Source organism: Weissella cibaria KACC 11862 (genome assembly GCF_000193635.1).
Lineage (GTDB): Bacteria > Bacillota > Bacilli > Lactobacillales > Lactobacillaceae > Weissella > Weissella cibaria.
In genome coordinates, this window is record NZ_AEKT01000031.1 from 19,787 (window position 1) to 41,884 (window position 22,098).

The 22,098-nt window shown below is 45.1% G+C and carries 23 protein-coding genes; 7 read left to right on the plus strand and 16 right to left on the minus strand.

Annotated features, from left to right (window positions below):
• Positions 1-91: 91 nt before the first annotated feature.
• Complete coding sequence (locus ESE_RS0106715; protein ID WP_010373186.1) at positions 92-1,552, minus strand: glutamate--cysteine ligase; 1,461 nt, start codon at positions 1,550-1,552, stop codon at positions 92-94.
• A 151-nt stretch (positions 1,553-1,703) separates the two neighbouring features.
• On the opposite strand from ESE_RS0106715, the gene ESE_RS0106720 reads away from it, so the two are divergent.
• Positions 1,704-2,345, plus strand: coding sequence for an NAD(P)-dependent oxidoreductase (locus ESE_RS0106720; protein WP_010373189.1), 642 nt, complete (start codon positions 1,704-1,706; stop codon positions 2,343-2,345).
• Positions 2,346-2,455: 110 nt separating this feature from the next.
• On the opposite strand, the gene ESE_RS0106725 is transcribed toward ESE_RS0106720, so the two are convergent.
• Positions 2,456-3,226, minus strand: coding sequence for a nuclear transport factor 2 family protein (locus tag ESE_RS0106725; RefSeq protein WP_010373193.1), 771 nt, complete (start codon positions 3,224-3,226; stop codon positions 2,456-2,458).
• A 168-nt stretch (positions 3,227-3,394) separates the two neighbouring features.
• On the opposite strand from ESE_RS0106725, the gene ESE_RS0106730 reads away from it, so the two are divergent.
• Positions 3,395-3,730 carry a winged helix-turn-helix transcriptional regulator gene (locus tag ESE_RS0106730; protein WP_010373196.1) on the plus strand — a complete coding sequence of 112 codons (336 nt, stop codon included), beginning with the start codon at positions 3,395-3,397 and terminating at the stop codon, positions 3,728-3,730.
• Between the two features lie 43 nt (positions 3,731-3,773).
• Here the strand turns inward: ESE_RS0106730 and ESE_RS0106735 are convergent, their stop codons facing one another.
• Positions 3,774-4,895 carry an AI-2E family transporter gene (locus tag ESE_RS0106735; protein ID WP_010373199.1) on the minus strand — a complete coding sequence of 374 codons (1,122 nt, stop codon included), beginning with the start codon at positions 4,893-4,895 and terminating at the stop codon, positions 3,774-3,776.
• A gap of 209 nt (positions 4,896-5,104) precedes the next feature.
• Between ESE_RS0106735 and ESE_RS0106740 the strand changes: the two genes are divergently transcribed.
• Positions 5,105-5,821 (plus strand): alpha/beta fold hydrolase, encoded by a 717-nt coding sequence (locus ESE_RS0106740; protein ID WP_010373203.1) that lies wholly within the window; start codon positions 5,105-5,107, stop codon positions 5,819-5,821.
• Positions 5,818-8,328, plus strand: a complete 2,511-nt coding sequence (mprF, locus tag ESE_RS0106745; protein ID WP_010373206.1) for a bifunctional lysylphosphatidylglycerol flippase/synthetase MprF — start codon at positions 5,818-5,820, stop codon at positions 8,326-8,328. The genes ESE_RS0106740 and mprF overlap by 4 nt, the downstream gene beginning before the upstream one ends.
• 53 nt (positions 8,329-8,381) lie before the next feature.
• On the opposite strand, the gene ESE_RS0106750 is transcribed toward mprF, so the two are convergent.
• The 4 genes from ESE_RS0106750 to ESE_RS0106765 form a co-directional block, all read right to left on the minus strand.
• Complete coding sequence (locus tag ESE_RS0106750) at positions 8,382-9,275, minus strand: prenyltransferase (RefSeq protein WP_010373218.1); 894 nt, start codon at positions 9,273-9,275, stop codon at positions 8,382-8,384.
• A gap of 618 nt (positions 9,276-9,893) precedes the next feature.
• A complete protein-coding gene (locus tag ESE_RS0106755) occupies positions 9,894-10,166 on the minus strand; it encodes an acylphosphatase (RefSeq protein WP_010373219.1) in 273 nt (90 codons plus the stop codon).
• 80 nt (positions 10,167-10,246) lie between these two features.
• Entirely contained in the window at positions 10,247-11,044 is a 798-nt protein-coding gene (locus tag ESE_RS0106760; protein WP_010373222.1) for a transporter substrate-binding domain-containing protein, read from the minus strand.
• 305 nt (positions 11,045-11,349) lie between these two features.
• Positions 11,350-12,024, minus strand: coding sequence for a transporter substrate-binding domain-containing protein (locus ESE_RS0106765; protein ID WP_010373225.1), 675 nt, complete (start codon positions 12,022-12,024; stop codon positions 11,350-11,352).
• Between the two features lie 517 nt (positions 12,025-12,541).
• On the opposite strand from ESE_RS0106765, the gene ESE_RS0106770 reads away from it, so the two are divergent.
• Entirely contained in the window at positions 12,542-13,243 is a 702-nt protein-coding gene (locus ESE_RS0106770; protein WP_010373230.1) for an amino acid ABC transporter permease, read from the plus strand.
• A 6-nt stretch (positions 13,244-13,249) separates the two neighbouring features.
• Entirely contained in the window at positions 13,250-13,990 is a 741-nt protein-coding gene (locus ESE_RS0106775) for an amino acid ABC transporter ATP-binding protein (RefSeq protein ID WP_010373233.1), read from the plus strand.
• Between the two features lie 83 nt (positions 13,991-14,073).
• Here ESE_RS0106775 and ESE_RS0106780 read toward each other — a convergent pair whose 3' ends face one another.
• The 6 genes from ESE_RS0106780 to ESE_RS0106805 all read right to left on the minus strand — a co-directional run bounded on the left by ESE_RS0106780 (position 14,074) and on the right by ESE_RS0106805 (position 18,073).
• Complete coding sequence (locus ESE_RS0106780; protein ID WP_010373236.1) at positions 14,074-14,832, minus strand: hypothetical protein; 759 nt, start codon at positions 14,830-14,832, stop codon at positions 14,074-14,076.
• Positions 14,829-15,539 carry an ATP-binding cassette domain-containing protein gene (locus tag ESE_RS0106785; RefSeq protein ID WP_010373239.1) on the minus strand — a complete coding sequence of 237 codons (711 nt, stop codon included), beginning with the start codon at positions 15,537-15,539 and terminating at the stop codon, positions 14,829-14,831. The genes ESE_RS0106780 and ESE_RS0106785 overlap by 4 nt, the downstream gene beginning before the upstream one ends.
• A 5-nt stretch (positions 15,540-15,544) precedes the next feature.
• Positions 15,545-15,913 (minus strand): GntR family transcriptional regulator, encoded by a 369-nt coding sequence (locus ESE_RS0106790; RefSeq protein ID WP_224158844.1) that lies wholly within the window; start codon positions 15,911-15,913, stop codon positions 15,545-15,547.
• A 104-nt stretch (positions 15,914-16,017) separates the two neighbouring features.
• On the minus strand, positions 16,018-16,791 hold the full coding sequence (locus ESE_RS0106795) for an ABC transporter permease (protein ID WP_010373245.1): 774 nt from the start codon (positions 16,789-16,791) through the stop codon (positions 16,018-16,020).
• Positions 16,775-17,434, minus strand: coding sequence for an ABC transporter ATP-binding protein (locus tag ESE_RS0106800; RefSeq protein ID WP_010373248.1), 660 nt, complete (start codon positions 17,432-17,434; stop codon positions 16,775-16,777). Before ESE_RS0106800 ends, ESE_RS0106795 begins: the two co-directional genes overlap by 17 nt.
• A gap of 57 nt (positions 17,435-17,491) precedes the next feature.
• Positions 17,492-18,073: a TetR/AcrR family transcriptional regulator gene (locus tag ESE_RS0106805; protein WP_010373250.1), complete on the minus strand. Its 582-nt coding sequence runs from the start codon at positions 18,071-18,073 to the stop codon at positions 17,492-17,494.
• A gap of 210 nt (positions 18,074-18,283) precedes the next feature.
• Here ESE_RS0106805 and ESE_RS0106810 point away from each other — a divergent pair, with 210 nt between their 5' ends.
• Positions 18,284-19,141, plus strand: coding sequence for an aldo/keto reductase (locus ESE_RS0106810; RefSeq protein WP_010373252.1), 858 nt, complete (start codon positions 18,284-18,286; stop codon positions 19,139-19,141).
• A gap of 131 nt (positions 19,142-19,272) precedes the next feature.
• Here ESE_RS0106810 and ESE_RS0106815 read toward each other — a convergent pair whose 3' ends face one another.
• The 3 genes from ESE_RS0106815 to ESE_RS11535 form a co-directional block, all read right to left on the minus strand.
• Positions 19,273-19,467 carry a hypothetical protein gene (locus tag ESE_RS0106815; protein ID WP_223822984.1) on the minus strand — a complete coding sequence of 65 codons (195 nt, stop codon included), beginning with the start codon at positions 19,465-19,467 and terminating at the stop codon, positions 19,273-19,275.
• A gap of 198 nt (positions 19,468-19,665) precedes the next feature.
• A complete protein-coding gene (locus ESE_RS0106820; protein WP_010373256.1) occupies positions 19,666-21,432 on the minus strand; it encodes an ABC transporter ATP-binding protein in 1,767 nt (588 codons plus the stop codon).
• 2 nt (positions 21,433-21,434) lie between these two features.
• Complete coding sequence (locus ESE_RS11535; protein ID WP_010373257.1) at positions 21,435-22,082, minus strand: MarR family winged helix-turn-helix transcriptional regulator; 648 nt, start codon at positions 22,080-22,082, stop codon at positions 21,435-21,437.
• Positions 22,083-22,098 lie beyond the last annotated feature (16 nt).

A 22,098-nucleotide genomic window follows, 5' to 3' on the forward strand; every position in this document is an offset into this window, starting at 1 on the left:
CTTTTGACGAGCGTGTTCGACAACTAGGTCGACCTCTCGATATCACGAAAGCTATTGTAACACTTTACTTCCTTTTAGTCAGTAAATAAGACTAGTCTACATACCGTTCTGGGAACAGCGTTGCTAATGGAACCGGCACTTGAATCGTTTCTTCGTGGTCATCTACCGCCAACGTTAAGTCAGTCCGGGTCCAATTTTTAACCCGAATACCCACAACCATTGCTTCGGCAACAAGCTTCGCAAACTGGCCAGTACCAAACAACGCTGCAAATTGCGCATCATGTTCAGTTCGGAACAACTCATAACGCTGATTACCTAATTCAGTTGCCCATTCCTGGAGCGCTTCCGGCGTACCAGCCGTCGCAATAATCCGAGCAGCCGGCGTCTTAGCAGGCGTCAAAATACGCTCAGCCACCAATGATAGCCCATCATTAAACCGCATGCCAAAATGATCTGCCAGTTGCGAAATCTCACTCATAATTGTCATGGCGTCTGCCTTGTTAGGCAATGGACTTACAGGACTTTGCAGCGCGATTTGATTGGCCAACGAATCACTTTGAATTAACTCAGTTGCTGAGTACTCACGGTCGCTCATGACAAAATGCAACAATAGTAAATGAATCAAATTCAGGGCGTTTTCAGAAATACCAGCCGGATCAAACGGATCAGCATCTAAAATTCGCAATTCCAAATATTCAACCCCGTGTTGCAACATATCATCGTAGTCTTCACGACCTTTAAAGCGCACCGTGCCATAAAATTCATGATTTGAGAATAATTCACCACGTGCAATATGCGTTTTAATTTGATTAAAGTGATCTGCCAAGTTCGTAGCATAATCAACCCGAATGTTACCATCGTTGGCAAACCCAAATTGACTGGTTCGAATTGAACGTACCGGCTGGTCCATGCGAGGCACCCGCGAATCAGTATCATTCATGCTGAACGGCGCAGCCCCAAACAGATAAACAAATAACCAACGGTGCGCCGCAATTTGTTGCGCCAATTTAAAGTAGACGGCATTTTTAAACGTCACATAATCCGCTTCATCACTCAATGCAAACAACTTTTCCAACAACGTTTCTGGCAAAGAATAATTCAAATGCAAGCCCGTAATAATCTCATGCGTTGACCCATATTTCTTAGCCAGCCAGTCCCGGTAATCTTGCATCCAAGGTCGATCGAACGTTTCATCAACCCACTGCAAATCATCCGCCGTTAACTTAGGTGGCATGCTTAATGGCCAAATCGTCTCGGACCCCGACATATGATCCCGCATGACCCATTGTAACTGCAACAAAAAATCCCGAGCTGCTTCAAACGAGCCAACCGGTTCCGTTACCAATTCAGATTGCGTCTCACTATAGTCGGTCTGTAAATAAGGGTGCGTTGTCCGTGAGCCCAAACTCGCGGGATATGTTCGCCGACTTAACCGACCCTCGGCAGTCACCCGGTGTTGTTCAATTTCTATGCCAAACTGGCCACCACTCAACTCACGATATAAGTTATTTTCAGCAATTAATTTGCCAATTTCCAAATGGTTTTCTGCCATTTCACACATCTAACTTTCATTTAGTATTTAAAAACTATTATAAACAAATGAGACAATTTTAACAGCCTTTTTGTCGTGTCCCTTTTTATTTGTCCCAATTCAGAAAAGCGCTTATGATTAGCCTTGAAATTAGACGAATGGAGTCAGCACTATGAAGATTGGAATCATCGGCGCAACCGGAATGGCCGGTTCAGCGTTCGTTATTGAAGGTTACCAACGTGGGCACCAAGTAACGGCAATTACCCGTTCAGCTAGCAAGGTAACACGTATGTTTGGAAACGAAATTCCAGCCCTAGAACGCCAAAACTTTGAATTGACTCGTGAAGACTTGACGCAATTCGACGTAATCGTCGTTGCCTCAACGTTCTCACGTGCCAGCGATCACCCTCGCTTTGCTGAGTACCTACACGACCAATTGGCCGGCACAGACGCCCCAATCGTGGTCTTCGTGGTTGGTTCATCAACATTGCAAATGCCTGACGGTTCAGTCATGGCTGACCGTTTGGGTCTAATGCGTGGTCAAGCACCTTGGATTGAAGTTGCCATTGAGCAAGCCGCTGAGTTGAACTACTTGAAGACGGTTGATGATTTTGCCTGGATGGCAATTTCACCACAACAAGCCTTCATGCCAGGTCCTGCAACGCCAACGTACTTGAAGTCAGATGATGCGTTGATTTTTAACAACCGTCAAGAATCACGTGTGACGACTGGTACTTTGGCCAAGGCCTTGTACGATGAGTTGGCAAACCCAACCCACGTTCACGGTCGCTTCACTGCCGCCGATAAGTTTTAACAATTAACACGAAATTACTGTTCAAAAATCATATAAATCCTAATATAATCCAAATCCATACAAGAACAGTAAAAAGGCGTCGAGCAATGCTCGGCGCCTTTTCGTTATGCTTAGAACTTTCCGTTGGTGTTTGCCCACTCTGATTCAGCGGGAATTTCTTCGATAATATCCCAGTGTTCAGCAATCTTGCCATCAGCAACCCGGAACAAATCATAGAATGCGACTGGCTTACCACCAAATTCGCCATCCCCCAAAACCAATACAAAGTTGCCTTGACCAAGGACCTTAAAGACCTTGTCGTAAACCATCGCAACGCCCTGTTCGGCCATCGCAGCAAAGGCTGTCGTCAAACCGGTCAAACCGTCAGCGATATCGACATTATGTTGGATGTAATCTTCACCCGCGATATATTCTGGCAGCTTATCTGGATTTTCACCGCGCAACACGTCACGAACAAAGTCAGCAACCAGTGCCTTATTGGCATCTGTCTTGTCCAAATCGGTTACTTCAGTTGCACCATCTGTTTGTGTGTGCCCTGATGGATTTGGTGCCACGACATTGGCCACGTTATCCCAGTGCTCAGCAATTTTGTCGTCTTCAAAACGGAAGACATCTAGTGCAACTTGATCACCACTACCAGCAAAATTAACGATACTGTGCAAAACGACATACTCGCCATCTTCAAATGAACGAACCGTCTTCAACGTCGTCTTAACTGGCGCTTCTTGCAAACCCTTAACTGCCGCAACGAATGCATCACGACCATCCCCAAAATTCAAATTGTGTTGCTTGTATGAAGGCAAGGCACTTGCCTCAGCCACTGCAATATCACCACTTACAAACGTACCAACCAATGCTTTTGCAATATCTGTGTGTGTCATCTGTTTTCCCTCCCAGGTGTGGGTATTCAATAATTGTTTTTTATCTATGCCAATAATATAACGCAATGCCGACAATTGCATAAGTAGGCACTTCAAAGTGGTATAGTTTCGCAAAGGAAACTTTTGTACGATAATAGGGTTAATACGAAATCATTTTAGGAGAAGCACATGGGCTTTACTGTTGAAATGACCCCTGCCATTGCCGAAAAGCTCGTCACACTGAATGAGTTGCACCGCAATCGTTGGCGGCCAGACATCGTTAATTTATTATTGGAAACCGACACATTACGGTTTGGTGAATTAAAAAAACAACTCGGCATCACGCAAAAAGTGCTGACCGAAAACTTAAAGTGGCTCGAAGAAAATCAAATCGTCATCCGGACGGTTTACCCCGAAGTGCCACCCCGAGTTGAATATTCTTTAACTGAAATTGGCAAAGAACTCCGCGACGTACACGAAGCGATGCGGATCTGGGCCGACTACTACGTCACCCACGCCAAATAAAAAATGCGTTCGCAGCTTGCTGTGAACGCATTTTTTTGACACTTTAATTTTCTTCAGTAACGGTTGGCTTTTCAATTTGCCAAAGTTGCCAAGCATAAACAACAATCGTCCGCACAACAGCGTAAAATGGCACTGCCAAAATCATCCCCGGAATCCCCGCAATATTTCCGGCCGCCAACAACAACACAATAATTGTCAGTGGGTGAATATTCAACGAAGCCCCCATAATTCGTGGGTAAATCAAATTACTATCAACTTGTTGCACAATCAAAACCACAACAATCACCCACACCGCCTGCATTGGACTTTGCGTAAAGGCCACGAACAAGGCAGGTACTAAACCGATGTACGGTCCAACGTACGGAATCAAGTTAGTTAGGCCCGCAAAAACACCTAGTAGCAAGGCGTAATTTTGTCCAATGATGAAATAACCAATCGTCGTGAAGACACCGACGAAAATCATTTCAATCGCCTGACCGCTGATGTATTGCGCAATCGTGCCATTCAAACGGCCTAAAATTTCGGCAACCCGGCCACGGGAGCGGTCTGGGAAAATTTTCTGCAGAAATGGCACTAACTTTTGACCATCATTCAACATATAAATCGTCATAACTGGTACAGTAATCGCAGTGATTGTGACACTCGTGACTGTCCCGATCAACGTGCTCAAACTATTTGCAGTCCCTGAGATGAACGTTTCGCCGAAATTCTCAATTTGGGTTTGAATTTTAGCAAAATCCACTTTGACGCCGATTTCTTTAACCCAACTCACTTGGCTCATATGTTTAACCCATTGTTGCATCGTTTCGACCAACGCTGGTGCATTTTTCACTAGCTTACCGACTTGTTCAGCCAAGGCTGGCACCAACGACAGCACTGCGGCCACGATTAAGGCCAGCAATAAAATCATCACAATGGCAATAGCAACCGGTCGGTTAACATGGTGGCGCTTACCCACTGGTATTTTTTGCAACGCTTCAACGACTGGGTTTAATAAGTAATATAAAAATCCCGATACAATCAAAGGCACAAACACCGCCCCAATGAATTTTCCAATCGGTTCTAGAATAAAACTAAGCTGCGTTATGACTAAAATTAACAACGCAACCGCGAGTAATTCAACGGTCCAAAAAAGAATTTTAGACTGTTTCAATTGTTGTAACATACCGCTACCTCGTATTTCTATTTGCCTTTCATTATATCAGAACATGCGACAAACGCCCATTTACGGGCGTAGTGAAAAGTTTCACTATCCAATTAAGTTTAACCTAACGCATTTATGCACGTGACAGTTGTCATGCGAACAAACTTTCCACAAGTTATCCACAGGCAAACTGTGTACAATATAAGTATTAATATCTCGAGGCATGCATTATGGCATTTTTTAACTTTAACGGTAGTCAACTCAGCTATCAAACATTCGGCAATCCAAGCAATCCCGCCCTCTTATTGCTGCATGGCAACAATGGCTCGCAGCATGATTTTAAGCGGCACGTTACTTATTTGGTCCCGGATTTTTATGTGATCACACAAGATGCCCGCGGCCATGGACAATCAACATCAAACACTGATCATCTGACGTACAGCCTCTTAGCCCAAGATGTCGAAGCCCTGCGCCAAGAACTTCATATCACGCATTGGCACATTGTCGGCTATAGCGACGGCGCTAACCTAGCGTTGCGTTACACATTGGATTTCCCCGGCCATACTGACACCATGGTCTTAAACGCCCCAAATTTAACGTTGTCGGGCGTCCAAGCGCCAGTCATGGCCCTCGCAACCGGGATTGATTGGTTACTCCGTCGCACACGCTATCTGAGTAAGTTTCTCCATGCCCGTTGGTTGCAGACACAATTAATGTTCGAATCACCCCACATTAGCAAGGCTGATTTGCGACTGGTGCCCAACCGGACATTAGTTTTAGTCGGTCAGTTTGACTTCATTAAGCGACAACACTCTGAAAACATTGCAAATTCACTTCCAAATGGTCAGCTGATGGTGGTAAAATTCCGTAGTCATTTATTCATTCAGGTTTCCCCACACGCATTCACAAAAATCGTGCGTCAGTTTATTAAGGAGTTATTCATATGAATCAGAAATGGCATAACATTCGGCGAGTTATGATTATCGCCGTCGCGTTTGTCGCGCTATTTGAATTAGGCGCTGTCATCAAACGCATGCCGTTAAAAATTTTGTTAGCAATTTTCGCTGAAATCCCGATTGGCCTATTAATTGGTATTTTCGTTATCGGTATCCTAACTGCCAGCGTCGGGGTTAGTTACAATTGGGCCTATAAACGTCTGTTAACCCCTACAGATTCCAAGCATTATTGGCTATCAAGTTGGGTCGTTAATGCGTTTGATAATGCCTTTGGTGTAGCGGATTTCGTCGTAACATGGTTGCAAGACCGCCTTTTCGATGATAACCGCACCGAACGCAGCGCAACCTTACATCGTGGTTGGTGGTTATCGACCAGTGGTTTGGCCGTTGTCAGCTTGCTAAGTCTTATCGCAACCGGCATCTACTGGTCACACACTGCCGTTGTCAATTACGCGCCTTGGCTGGTTGTTGCCGTCGCTTTACCATTCATTGGGTTAATCGTCAGTCGCTTCCGTCATCGTGACAGCTTACCCTTCAGCGCTAGTGATTACGCCCGAATTTTCGCCGCGTCGTTAGCTACCTGGGTGGCTAACACAGCCGGTTTTCTATTGATCGGTGCTTTATTCCAAATGCCAATCGCCATCTGGTCAGTCATGCCATTATTCATCGCTGCCCGGACTTTTGGTATTGTGACACTCGTTCCTGGTGGTTGGGGAACGTTTGATATTTTCGCCTTTATCGGCCTGCAAACACTTGGGATGGACCCCGCTGTTATTTTCTTATGGATTCTGTTCTATCGTGTCGCTTACACAATTGTGCCGTTCATCATCGCGGTTATTATCGCCGCAACACGCGCACTCCGCGAAACCAACCATAAGTTCCGTGGTGTACCCAGCGTCATTGTGCGATCAATGCTGCAAAAAGCAGTGACCGTCTTACTCTACTTTTCAGGCATCACATTGATCATCGCTGGTGCCTTACCAGGGACATTACAATCGTTCCACCTATTGCAGCATCTCAGCCCATGGACATCGGGATTTTTGTTGCAAGTACCCAATATTTTCATCGGGTTCATGCTAATTATCGCTGGCCGTGGCATTGCAAATAAGGTTAGTCGCGCGTACTGGCCAACGCTAATTTTGTTAGCTATTAGCTTTGGCTACGTTGCTGTTTCACACGAACATATGCAACCCTTAGTTTTACTTGGTGCGTTGTTCATTGGGACGTTATTCATCAAGCCAACGTTAACCCGGGTGCAATTCATTTACAGTTGGGAAAATCGACTAGTTGACGGTGTCATCTACGGTGGGTTGTTTATTGCTTACCTCACCATTGGGGTCGCTAATCTGCCTGCCGTCTCACACCGTTTCCACGTGCGAACATCTGGGTTCTTCTTGGTCCCATCGTTGCACTGGTGGTTGATTGGATTCATCGCAATTGCGATTGTGAGCCTTGGTGTGCTTGGTTTTATCGCTTACATGCAAGGCCGCACGCAATTACTCGGTGAAGCCCTTGATGAGGAACGCGTCAATCAAGTACTGGCACGTGGTGATAATCACTACACCAACCTGATTTTCCTTGGTGATAAGCGCTTATTCTACTACCGGCCCGACCAAAGCGAGACCGATACGGTGGCTATCCAATTCCGTTTGGTGAACAACAAGGCCGCCGTCATGAGTGATCCATTTGGTGATAGTGCTGACTTCCAGGCCGCCTTGGCCGCCTTTATTAGCGAGGCCGACCGCCTTGGCTACACGCCAATTTTCTACGAGGTTTCCGAAAAGATTGCCATGATGGTGCACGAATTCGGCTATAATTTTATGAAACTTGGAGAAGAAGCGTGGGTTGATACACCATCATTCAAGACAGCTGGTAAGAAATTCGCGAATATCCGTAGTGAAATCAATCAAGCAACTGCCGCTGGCTTCACATACGAAGTGTTGCAGCCACCATTTTCAGACGCCTTGTTGCAAGAATTGCGCCAAATTTCTGACGAATGGTTGCACGGTCGTGAAGAAAAGGGTTACTCGCTTGGATTCTTCGACAACCACTACTTGCAACGTGGCGGTATCGGCGTCTTAAAGGCACCTGATGGCCACATCGTCGCCTTTGCAACCCTGGTTACGTCTGAAACTGAAAATCAAATGACCGTTGATTTGATGCGTTTCACAAGCGAATCACCCAACGGAACGATGGATGTGCTATTCGTAAAGACATTCGAGTATGCGCGTGACGCTGGTTACAACACGTTTAATTTGGGGATGTCACCCCTATCAAACGTGGGACTCCACGAACAAAGTTTCATCCGTGAGCGCGTTGCTAATTTGATTTATCAATTCGGTTCAAAGATTTATTCATTCGAGGGTCTCCGTCATTACAAGCACAAATTTGCGAGTGATTGGCAGCCTTACTACATCGGTTATTCAAACCATTCAAACATCGCCTTTGTCATGATTGCGTTGTTGTTGATTGATAACCCGGGTGTTGATTTAGATTAAAAAAATGCGTCCTCCTACAGCTAGGGGGACGCATTTTTCGTCTATATCAATTATTAAATAAATAAACCAATCACCAACCCAATGGCCAACGTCACTGAGATCACAACAGCGTTCTTAATGGCTTGTGGGAAATTAGGCTTAATTGGGTTCGCTTGAAAGGCCCGGGTGTTTTTGCGCACAATCGGGAATGATACCAACGCCAACAAAGCCGGCCATGGCAAAATACCCAATACAACTGACAAAATCAACATGAAATATCCGGCTAAATAAATCCAACCAAACAACTTAACTGCGCGATCTTTACCCAAATGCCAAACCAATGTGTGGCGATTTTCAGCAAGGTCTTCTTCGTAGTCACCGATGTTGTTTGCCAACATAATGTCACCAATTGCGAACCATGAAATTGCTGACGCTACGATAGCGTGTAACAGCAATTCCCCGTTAAAGACTGGCGCTACATTGACGTATGTCGCACTCAAGAAAATCAAGTACCCCATCGTCAAACCAGAGGCCAATTCACCGAATGGCGTTCGTGATAATGGTAGTGGCGTACCAGCATACCAGTACGCAACCGCAAAACCAATCAGCCCCATAATCAACAATGGTATACCTGTCTGCGTAACCAACCAAAGGCCACCGACGACCACAATTAACACAAGACCGATTAACGTCGTCCAACCTTCGCGGGGAGTAATCCCACCCGATCCAACGATATTGTTCACACCGTTCTTCCACTCGTCACTGGTTGCTGATTTAAAGTCCTGCAGATTATTCCAAACATTCACCCCCATCTGCAATGCAAAGGCGACAATCACAAAGACAATTGCTGGCACTGCATTCATGTGGTGATACGTATTTGCCGCGTACAAATTACCCAAGATTAAGGGTAAAGCGCTAGCGACTAATGATTGAATTTCAACGAACTTCAACCATGTTTTCAAAGTCATGCTCAAAACCTCCAAAAAGTTTTTCCGATAGTTCAGCTTACCCGAAGAACGGCATTGTCGCAAGAATTATACCGCTAAATAATAAGTAGGGTAGGGGTGCGTTGGGATGCATCGCGAAAATTGTATATAGCAAGAAGTTGCTATATAGGCAAAAGGGGCACACTTTACACGTGTTACATGTTACAGATCGATAAACAGGGCATTCACCTAAATTTGTAAAAAATTTTCATATTTTCAACTTCCGGCGGCCCCCGAATAACTCCCCATGCCGTTTGTATGCTTATACATTTTTATGCATATCGCCAATCGGCTATTTATGCATTACGGACTAAACACGCGAAAATCGCGTGGCCAAGTTTAGTCCAACGTCCTTACTGTTTGTTAATTGTCACATCCCAACTGACGATTTTTTGCCTACTATTTTTCTAAACATCTGCTCGACAAATCAACACTAAAAAACCAACACAATCAATCAGCAAGTTGCGTAATTGATTGTGTTGGTTTGATGGCATCTATTTGGCAGTGTCGGTTAGCATCTGCGCAAACACCCCAATTTCAATTCATCGCCTTCTCAACCATCCCCATCCTGCCAGCAAACCAGCGAAATGGTATACCTAATTAAATGGCTTTAAATACATGACGCGACGCATCAACTGGAATGATTTCTGACTCCACTGAATCAACGCGCCCATAGGGGGATGGCGACACTTTAACACCGTTAACAAAATCTATCATCACCGTTTCGTCAGCCTGCGCTTCAATTCGAACTGATCCATCTGACGCATTCCAAACGACCCCTGTCACACCCAATTTATCCGCCAATTGCTTTGTAAAGTAGCGAAAGCCAACCCCTTGAACGCGGCCTCGCACAATCACTTTTTTCGCTATCATCGTCCTTTACCTCATCTGAAAAACGACACAAAAAATCCCACGGGATACGTGTATCTTGTGGGATTAATTATAGCCTTTAATTACTTCTTAGTCGTCAAATCTGTATCGAAATACTTCTCAGACAACTTCTTCATCGTACCATCCTTCAACAAAGCCTTTTCCGCCTTTGTGATGGCCTTGGCCAACTTCTTGTCCTTCTTGTTCAACATTGGTGCGGCCGTCGTCTCGCCCAAAGCCTTAGTTACCTTAGCTTGCAAATCCGTCTTTGGGTGGGCCTTCTTGTAAACGCCCCATGAATCTTGTGAGTTCAGTGTCACATCAGCCTTACCTGAATCAACCAAATCCAACGCTTCCGCAAAACCAGGCGCTGAAACAATCTTGGCCCCCTTCTTTTGGGCCGTTTGACCAAAGTCTGATGACGCCGTTTGTGCAGCCTTCTTCCCCTTCAAATCTGAAGCGTTCTTGATGTCTGACCCCTTCTTTGTGATCATGACAGAATCTGTGTACAAGTATGCTTGCGCAAATGTGTACGCCTTCTTACGTTCTGGGTTAATTGACATGTTGTTAAAGACCACATCATACTTCTTGGCATTCAAACCAGCCACCAATGAATCGAATTTCGTTTGCACGAAGACTGGCTTAAGCTTCATTTCCTTAGCTACAGCCTTAACCAATTCCACTTCAAACCCAGTTAACTTACCAGACTTATTACGGTATGAGAAAGGTGCATACGTACCTTCCAAACCAACCGTCAACTTGCCCTTCGTGTGCACGCTGCCCTTGTATGCAGCTGCAGACGCTGTCAGTGTTGGTACGGCAACACCACCGATAACCCCAGCTGCGACAAGCGCAACGGTCGTCTTCATCATCTTATTCATGTCTATAATCTCCTAATGCTATCCCGCTGCCCCAATTAACAGCGTCGATCCCAAACTTATTGTTACGACTGAAACGCTGACTGCGACATTTAGTCGCATCCACCAAAATCGTTTTGCATAACGCACCTGTGATACCCGCATCATTCTCTTCTCTTTCTACTAGCTGAAACAGAATGATACGCGTATCCCATTTTTCATACAAACAAAAAAGGAGTTGTTTCGGTCATTTACAAATAATAACCAAAACAACTCCTAAATTGCAAATCAGCGAACCGATATGCTCACGGTCATATCTTTAATTCGTCTTACTTTGTTGGCTTGTGGCTGTAATCAGCTTCCAAGTACTTAACTGAGATCTTCTTCATCTCGCCGTCCTTGCGCATCTTTGCCTCAGCCTTTGTAACAGCCTTATCCAAAGCCGTCGCCTTCTTGTTCATCATTGGTGCAGCACCCGTTACAGGCATGTACTTAGCTGGTGACTTAATAGCAACCAACTTCGTCTCTGGGTGTTCCTTCTTGTAAACACTCCATGCCGCAGCATCGTTCAACGTTGCATCAGCCTTACCGTTCTCAACTGTCGCAACTGCTTCAGCAAATCCAGGTACGGCAACGTTGGTTGAACCCAACTTTTCAGCGTACTTCACATAGTTTCCAACTGCTGATTGGGCAGTCTTCTTACCCTTGATATCTGTCACAGACTTGATACCAGAGTCCTTCTTCGTGACAACCACACCACCAGTGTAAATGTACTTAGAACCATAACGGAACAACTTCATGCGTTCCTTATTAGGTGCCATGTCATTCAAAATGATGTCGTACTTGTTAGCACGAAGCCCCTCAACCAATGAGTCCCACTTTGTTGGTACAAAGACCACCTTAAGACCCATCTTCTTACCAATTGCCTTGGCCATATCGACGTCGATACCTTCCAAATTACCGTTCTTAGCACGGTATGAGTAAGGTGCGTACGTACCTTCCAAACCAACAGTTAGTTGATCCTTGTGAACGAGGCCAAGGTCTTTTGTTGTATCCGCATTAGCGATTACACACCCCGGCGCTCAACATTGTTCCTGCTGCAAATACTGCAGCGGCTAGCTTAATCCCATTAAAGCTGTGCTTGTGCATAATATCTTACGCCACCTTTCAAAGTATGAGCAAAATCATAACCCGTTCTCAAATCGTTGTCAAACTGTTTTGTCATAGAATTTTAATTGCCAGGGAAATTTCATCCTAAAACGCTTGCAATAAGTCAGCGAAATCTCTACAATGGACACATATTAAAGTCGTAAAAAAACGAAAGGACCGTTCCCATCATGATGTCAGTTAACACACAAATCACTGTTGCTTGCATCAGCCTAGCGCGCTTATCGCGGTAGGTCGTTTTGGTGAACTAATCATTTCGATGAACCAGTGAGAGCGTGCTAGGCATTCCTGTCGAAACAGAAATTAGCCTGCGCGCTCTTTTTTTGCGCCCAAACATCCAGAAAGGGAATCATCATGTTTGAATTTATCGCTACTTATGCCCCACAATTAATTGTGGCTGGAATTAAGTACACCGTGCCACTTGCACTTATTTCATTTGTTTTTGCCGTTATCATTGCCGCCTTAGTTGCCGTGTTACGTTCATACGTGCCACACGCAACGGGCATCAAGTCAATTGGTTGGCGCATCCTCAAGTTTATCTTGTGGTTCTACGTCTGGCTGTTCCGTTCAACGCCAATGCTAGTCCAACTGTTCGTGGTCTTCTATGGTTTGCCAAAGCTTGGTATTAGCTGGTTGTCACCTTCAGGCTGGGCGGCAGCTGTGTGGGTATTGTCATTGAATACGGCTGCCTACGCATCTGAAGCCATTCGTGCGGCAATCACCTCAATTCCAGATACACAACGTGAAGCTGGGGCGGCACTCGGTATGACGGATGCCCAAATTTTCATTCGCATCATCTTGCCACAAGCTGCACGTATTTCAATTCCAACCTTGGCCAACTCATTCATTTCATTGGTTAAGGATACGTCTTTGGCATCTGTCGTGACCATTGTCGAGATGTTCTACCTCTCACAACAATTGGCCGCAACCAACTTCGAGCCTTTGCAAATGTACTTGCTCGTCGCTGCCATCTACGCAATTTTCGTTTCAATCTTGTCGATCCCACAACACTACATCCAACGTTGGGCCGACCGTTTCGTAAAGGTACAGGGGTAATTCATTATGTTGAAGTTAGAACACATTGATAAGCAATACGCAGAACACCACGCCTTGAAGGACATCAACGTAACGTTCAATCCACATGAGACGACCGTTATCGTTGGTCCATCAGGTTCAGGAAAGTCAACCTTGTTGCGTTCTTTGAACTTGTTGGAGCACCCCGATTCAGGTTTGTATACGATTGACGATCGCACAATTGATTTGAGCCAACCGGTTACGACGGATACGTTGTTATGGGTACGACGCAAGACGGGGATGGTTTTCCAGCAACCTCGCATGTTCGATCACCTAACCATCCTTGGCAACATTATCGAAGCACCTGTTCACGTGCTGAAGCAAAAGAAAGCTGATGCCACTAAGAAGGCTCACGAATTACTGCAAGCCGTTGATTTGGATAACACAGCTGACCGTTACCCTTACCAACTTTCCGGTGGGCAAACACAACGTGTGGCCATCGCCCGCGCTTTGGCCATGGAACCCGACTACTTGTTGTTGGATGAACCAACATCTGCTTTGGATCCTGAATTAGAAGCCCAAGTTTTGCGTGTATTGAATGGATTGGCCAAGGAAGACCAATCAATGATTATCGTGACGCACAACATGGAATTTGCCCGTGAAGCAGCTGACCGCATGTTGTTCCTAGAAGATGGTGAAATTGTCTTCGACGGTACACCTGCTGAATTCTTCAGCGAACCAACCGATCGTATTAAGCACTTCTTGAATGCGTTCAAATTCGAAAATTAAATTGACTGAAAAGAGCACTCGCGGTAGCGAGTGCTCTTTTTGTTGTTAACGTGTCAGTCTGTCACGCAAACCAATACGGCTAACTATTTTGCGTCGTTAAACTTGGCAAACAGGCCATAAATACCGGCAACCATCAGCACATAAAGCACAATAGCGACAACTGTATCTAGCCATTCTGCGTCACCTACCATTGGTGACAAGAAGTCAACGGACGCTGACATCACAACCGAAAATACAGCCAAGCCAATAAACAAAACCATCGCTGTAATCGTGACATTTGCCCAGTGTGATGATACTGATAGGAAACGGCTCATCCCCAGATTGGCGGCCAGGCCAATAATATTAACCAATAGAAACAAGCCAATCATGACAAACACTGTGCCAAGAACAACTTTCCCAATAATTGGCATCACTTCTGACACATTTTGCGGATTAAATCCGACAAATTTCGCATTTACGAACGGTTTAACAATCGCCATGTACACAAGCAACATTGCAAAATAAAGAATAGCGTTCACCATCGGCACTAAAAAACGAACCAGCAAATTTGTCGTAAAAAAACGGCGTTTCGAGACTGGCAGCAGGACAAAATGGGCGTCTTGCCAAGATAAAACGGCCTGCTTTAACGCCAGCAACCCATAGACAAAATAGAAGAATCCCAGAATTATCAGACCTTGTGTCACAATCGTCCAAACCATGTGGCCAACAGATTGGCCCCACTGTGCATGAATAATTGCCACAGCTACCAGCACCATAATACCGGCATAGATTTTCAACACCTGCCACAACGGCCGGTAACTATCTGCAATTATTAATTTCACTAATTGTTTTGTTGATGTCATAACTCAATCCCCCCATTGTCTTCTACATATCGTTGCACATAATATTGTTCCAACGTCATATGCTCATTATCCCGAATATCATCGATGGTCTGATCAACAATGATATGCGCATCTTTTAAAATGAGGACACGATCGACAACCGGTTCTATTTCTGCGATTTCATGTGTCGACATCAAAATCGTCGCATCCTCCGGCACCCATTGAATCAGTGTTTGTAACAACTTACGCCGTGTCAGGACGTCAACGCCACTAAACGGCTCATCCAACATGAACACCTTAGCATCACGGGATACCGTCAATGCAAAAATCAACCGTTCTAACATCCCCTTTGATAAGGCAGATACTTGATCTTGCTCATTGAGCCGAAGCGTTTTATTTACTTCAGTCCAGCGTTCCTGATTAAAATCCGGATAACCTGCACGATAAAAAGCCAATACATCCGAAATCGTATCGCGCTTGCGAACCCAGTTAAGGTTTGGGATAAAAGCCACGGCGGATTTAAGTGCATCGCCCGTTAGACCATCCAACGTGATATGGGCCCCTTTCTTCGGCAACACAGCCCCCACAATTAAGCGCATCAATGTTGTTTTTCCAACCCCATTTTCACCCAGTACCCCAATGATTTCTGGTGCGTCACTCTCAAAGTTGATGTCTTGCAACACTGAGCGTCGACCACGCGCGTAATTTAATCCCGCTACTTTAAACATACCCCTTACTCCTTCTGTACTGACGCTATAGTTTCCGCAATAATGCGCCGTAACTCATCTTCCGAAACAAACGTCAAACTATTTTTAATAAACGTTTCCGCCATCGCCCTAATTTTTTTCGTTCGAATCATTTCAAACGTCTTTTCGTTCGATGTTACAAAGTTCCCCAGGCCACGACGCGTTTCAACTAAACCACTCTCAACCAAACGGTTCACCGCATTTTGCACAGTACGGCCGTTAATCACTAACGTAGCCGCTAGTTCACGAACGCCAGGAATCTTTGTATTCATTGGATACTTACCATCTAAGATTTCCCGCTCTAGGAAATCGGCGACTTGAATATATAATGGTTCACTATCATTGAATTCCATCATTCGCCCTCCTGATATAGTGTAGTATAACACTACTACACTAAGTTGCAAGCGCCATTAAAAAAGCCAGGCTAAAATTGCCTGACTTCGTGTCGCTTATTTAATACTTATTTTTTAGGTAACTGTAACTGCCAGCGCTCATTAAAGAACTTGCGGTAAGCCATAAAACTAGCAAAAACTGATGAAATACCAGTCGCGGACAACAACATGAACACCACCATGATTTGATATTTAATCGCATGAATTGGATCAACCCCCGCCATAATCAAACCGGACATCATCCCCGGCAATGAGACCAAACCATACGTCCGCACTGAATCAATTGTCGGTTGCATCCCTGTTCGGATTGCCTCGCGGACAATTTCACCCGCTGCTAATTTTGGTGATGCGCCCAAAGCCAACCGTTCAAACACTTGACCTTGCTGGTCACGGAATTGTTGATTCAGACTGCGATAAACAAGTCCCACCGCCGTCATTGAATTTCCTGCGACCATACCAGTCACTGGAATCATTTGGTATGGTTCAAACTTCAGCACACCGGTTAAAACCAGAATGCTCATCGTGATGGTTGTTGATAGTAATAAGCCCCACCATGAAATCACAAACGCTCCCGGAATGCCTTGACTTCGCTTTTTTCCGTTGCGGGCGGCGTTATAAATAATGAATAGTTGCATAATCAGTGTCAGCAACCAGTTATCCACATTGAAAATAAACTTCAATAGGTATCCAACAATAATTAATTGCACAATTGCGCGGACAACCGAAATAATTGTCTCTTTCTCTAACTTCAACTTTTGTCGGTAGCTAATCACCAATGAAATGACAACTAAGATAAATGCTAATGCTAACGACCAGTTACTAACATTAATTTGACTGTTCATGACGTCGTGCCCCCTCTCCGTTTTGAATCGTCAAGATATCTTGGGCATCGGCGATTTCACCTTCATCGTGCGTCACTGATAACACAATTAATCGTTCGCGCGCATGCAACGCATGAATCGCACGCCAAATAACCTGCTTGGTCTCTGCATCTAAGCCTGTTGATATTTCATCAAGTAACAGGACCTTAGGTGGAAATAGTAGATTGCGCAACACCCCAACGCGCTGCCGTTCACCACCCGACAACTCCGTCACAGCCTTATCTAAATAGTCCGCCGGCAAATCCATCTGCTCCAACCCTGCAATTTGTTGCTGTTCATTCGGTGTTTGTTGGCGCACCAGATACGGCAAATCTAGATTGTCACGCACCGTTTCACCAAATAATTGCGCTGATTGCGTGGCATACGACACTTGTTGGCGGTAATCGCCAATGGGTAAACGCATAACGTCTTCATCATTCAAGAAAATATGCCCCTCTGTAATATCCTGCAACCCAGCAATGGCTTTTAATAGGGTACTTTTCCCGCCACCCGACGGACCAACCACGGTTACCCAATCACCATCATGCAACTCAAAACTAATATCATGCCAAATTTGACGACCTTCAACTTGATAGCCCGCCTGATCAACCACTAGCTTTGTCATAAAAACCTCCCCAAATAAAAAAATGATACACACCATCCTGTATACCATTTTACACAATTATTCTGCTGTGGTTGTTGCAATATCTTGCGTCACGACTGGCAGCATCTCTAACCAAGTCGTTTCAAATAACGCTTTAAACAAATTATCGTCCCATTTATCTGCAAAGAACGGGTGGTAAAAATACGTGAATGTTTGCATGATGGTCATACCACGTTGATGACGGAATGTATCCCAAGCCATGATATTTTCAACCGCAGCCGCAAAGTCCTGTAGTCGTGGGTCAATCAAAACACTGCGATCGGCAAGTTGTTCCTCATAGAACGCCATCATTTCCGGTTCGCGGCTAAACCCTTCCCGCCGGCGCGAGGCCAATAGCCATAGCCAATCATGCAACGCAGTCTCCCGTTCCTCCTCAGGCGCCCGGACATTGGCAGCCCACACCGGTCCATCCACTTGTTCGAGCCAATCTGTATTCATCGACTCAAACAGTGCTTCTTTATTGGCAAAATGCTTGTACAACGCCGCTGGTGTAATCTCCAGTCGACGTGCCACATCCGCCAATCGTGATTTTTCAAAGCCTTTTTCAGCTAAAACTTGTCGTGCAGCGTCAAAGATAGATTCTGTTGTAACCTTTGCCATGGCGCTCCGCCTCCTTTGTTTTGGCAACAATTAACTGCCTTGCTTTCTACATTATAATCGAACCTTAAAAAAGTGCCTAATCTTTTCAACTTATTTATATTTTTGGTATAGTGGATAAGTAGTTATTTGCTTATTTTTAGCAAGTAACAGAGAGAGTCGCATGGTTGTTTATGATTTAAACAACACTAATTTAATAGGAGTGTGAACAAAATGGCAATTTCATCATTGACTGACACATACACGCTTTCAAACGGCGTTAAGATTCCTGTCGTAGGATTTGGAACTTGGCAAACGCCTGATGGTGACGTGGCTTACCAAAGCACGATTGATGCTTTGGCTGCTGGCTACCGTCACATCGATACGGCCGCCGCTTACGGTAACGAAGAATCAATCGGTCGTGCTTTGAAGGATTCAGGCATCGCCCGCGAAGAAATCTTCGTAACGTCAAAGTTGTGGAACGACATGCACGGTTACGAGTCTGCTAAGCAAGCCTTGGATGACACATTGAAGCGTTTGGACTTGGACTACTTGGATCTTTACTTGATCCACTGGCCAAACCCAAAGGCTAACCGTGACAACTGGGCCGAAGCAAATGCTGAAACATGGCGTGCTATGGAAGAAGCCTACGAAGCTGGTAAGGTTCGTGCCATCGGAATTTCAAACTTCCAAGTTCACCACTTCGAAGAGTTGTTGAAGACGGCTAAGGTAACGCCTATGGTTAACCAATTGTTTGTTAACCCTTCTGACATGGAAGACGAAATCGTGGCTTTCAACAACGAGCACAACGTTTTGACGGAAGCTTACTCACCATTGGGAACGGGTAAGATGTTGACGGTTGCCGCAATTCAAGAAATTGCTGACAAGTACAACAAGTCAGTTGCGCAAATCGCATTGCGTTGGTCATTGCAACACGGCTTCTTGCCATTGCCAAAGTCAACGCACAAGGAGCGCATTATCGAAAACGGTCAACTCTTTGACTTTGAGTTGACGGCTGATGATATGGCTGCCTTGGACAAGCTTGAAGGCGTAGCTGGTTCACACAACGACGCTGACAAGACGAACTTCTAATCTACTAGACAAAAACACCCTGGCTGAACGACTCGGCCAGGGTGTTTTCGTGTTAAGGAACGATTCAATCTCGGAATCATTCACGTGACATAAAGCAGATCTCTCACCAACTACTTCATATCGTTCAGTATTTATTTCTTAGTGCGTAGCGCAACTGAGATGCCACCTACAGCAAGCAAAACAACAGTTGCCAATACGATATCCAAGCTAACTTGGACCATTGATGCGTTACCCTCAAGGCTCAACAAGTACATCAAGCCAATTACAAGAGCGACCGTTACAACACCAAAAATTGCTGATGCCTTCAAAGACATCGCGTACTTCATATCTTGCACGATAAAAACCTCTCTCAACATATATCTCACACGAGTATCTATTATAACCGTTACTTACTATTATTCAAGAGGAAACGGCAAAACCCGTCCACAAAAATGGATAACATTGTTAACTAATTATAAGCACGCCTTATATGTTCCATGTGAAACAAAAAGGTGATGCATCGCCTTAGCAATGCGTCACCTTAATTAATCTTGTTTAAATTGTGTTGCGACGTATTCCTGATACAACTTATGTGTTGCAACAAGTTCTTGGTGTGTACCCGATCCGCTCACATGGCCTTGCTCAATAAAGTAAATATTATCTGCATCGACAATGGTACTCAATCGGTGAGCAATCACTAATGTTGTCCGGCCTTTCATCAAAGACTCCAGTGCCTTTTGAACCATCGCTTCAGACTCTGAATCAAGGCTAGCCGTTGCCTCATCAAGCATCAAAATCTTAGGGTCGCGCAAGAATGCCCGCGCAATTGCCAAACGCTGACGTTGCCCACCAGACACTTTGACACCGCGTTCGCCAACTTCAGTATCAAGCCCCGCTGGCATATCACGGACAAACTTCTCCGCAAACGCCAAACCAAGCACCCGCCACAAATCATCATCGGTATAGTCACCTGCCAATCCATAGGTCAAATTATGCCGAATCGTTCCTGCCATAATCGCAGAGTCTTGACTAACGAAACCAATTTGGGCACGCCAATCTGCCAATTGCACATCCTGTACATTCGTCATACCAATACTGATTTGTCCGGCCGTTGGCTCATAGTACCGTTCTAGCAAACCAAAAAGCGTTGATTTTCCACCCCCGGAAGGACCAGCAAAAGCGACCACCGTGTTAGGCTTTGCTTCAAATGAGACATCCGTCAGAATTTGCTTACTGTCGTCATGGGCAAAGTCAACATGCTTCATAGCCAGCGTCTGCCCTTCGACATCTATAACCGCACCCTGACTAAAATCTTCTTCCGGTTCTGCCAATAGCGTTTGTACGCGCTCAGTCGAACCGCTAGCCTTAGCTAAATCTGAAAAGAATTGGCCCAGTGTTGCAGCGGGGCCCAACAGTTGGAAAAGATACATCAAGAATGAGAACATCGTGCCCATTGTCATGCTGCCTTGTGCGACACGGTGAGCACCATAACCAAGCACACCCACAAACAAGCCCATCATCACGGCGGTCATAAGCGGACCAGCAATTGAATCATAGACGGCCTCTCGGAGACCAATCTGATACAACTTTTTGATTGTCGTGTGACCTTTGGTCGTCTCAAACGCTTCAGCATTCGACGACTTAACTAGCCGAATTTCGCTGAGTGTTTCACCGGACTCACCATTAAAATCAGCTAACGCATTTTGGCGATCACGACCAATTTTATGTGACTGACGCATCACTGGCATCATCACGAGCATGACCAACGGAATTGCTAACGCCATAATTGCTGTCATCCGCCAATCCTTAATGACCATCAATGTGAGCGCACCCACAACCGTTAGTAACGATGTCATCATACGTGGAAATGAATTAGCCAACAAATCTTTAATTTGGGTTGAATCATTAATCAAACGTGACGTCATTTCCCCCGCTTTCGTGTCATCAAAATAACTGACCCGCAAGCGAATGAGTTTATCCCACAAATTATTACGCAATCGACTGACAACATTTTCACCAAAAATCCCGAGTACCGTGCCTGATACCGCACTAATAACTGCGCTCAAGATAAACATGCCGATAACACTTGCCAACAATGTTTTGTTAATTGCCTTACCAAATCCGTTAATCAAATCACCCGCTAAATGCGGTACGGCCAATTGAATTCCCGTTGCAACCACACCCAAACCCAAGCCAAGCGCTAACTGCCAATAAGCTGGTTTTGTCTGACGCACCAACGCCATAAATGCTTTCATGTTAAACTTCGCTGGTCGCGTATAGGGTGTATCACGACCAATTTCACGATTATCCATGATTAAATATCCTCATCCTCACCTTTGGTTGTCTTATTGTTGCGATTAAACCAGCCAGCAAACGGGAAATCACCATGCCCATCATGGCGCATTTGATGCATTTGGCGATGCATATCGCGCCCCATGTGATGCATGTCATGCATCCCCTTAAACTGATCACCAAATGCGCCAAAAGCTTCACGCATTTCTTCGGGCGTAACTTGAATGTCTTCTACGTTGGCCGCAACTCGGCGTAACAATGACTGCAACTGTTCTTGCTCAGCACCAGTTAAGACGTTAAAGGCACGTTCACTCAATGAATCGTTGCCATTATGCAAACCAGCTAACGTTTCTTCACCAAGCGTTGTAATAAAAATTAACGATACCCGACCGTCGGTTTCTGAGGCTCGTCGTTCCGCCATTCCAGCGTCAACCAACGCTTTCACTTGCAAGCTAACTGAGCTTGGTCGAATATCCAACTTTTCTGCAATTTCGGCATTCGTAATGCCGTCAGTTTTTCCCAACAATGACAATAATCGTAGTCGACCTCGACCCAGATTTTCATCACTATTGCGCTTCGTGCGATTGTTGAGTGCCATCGCCGTCATAAAATAGCGAGATTGCAGCAATCGTCCAAACGTTGCCATCAAGTCTTGTGTTTCATCTGTCATAATTTAATTTGCCTCT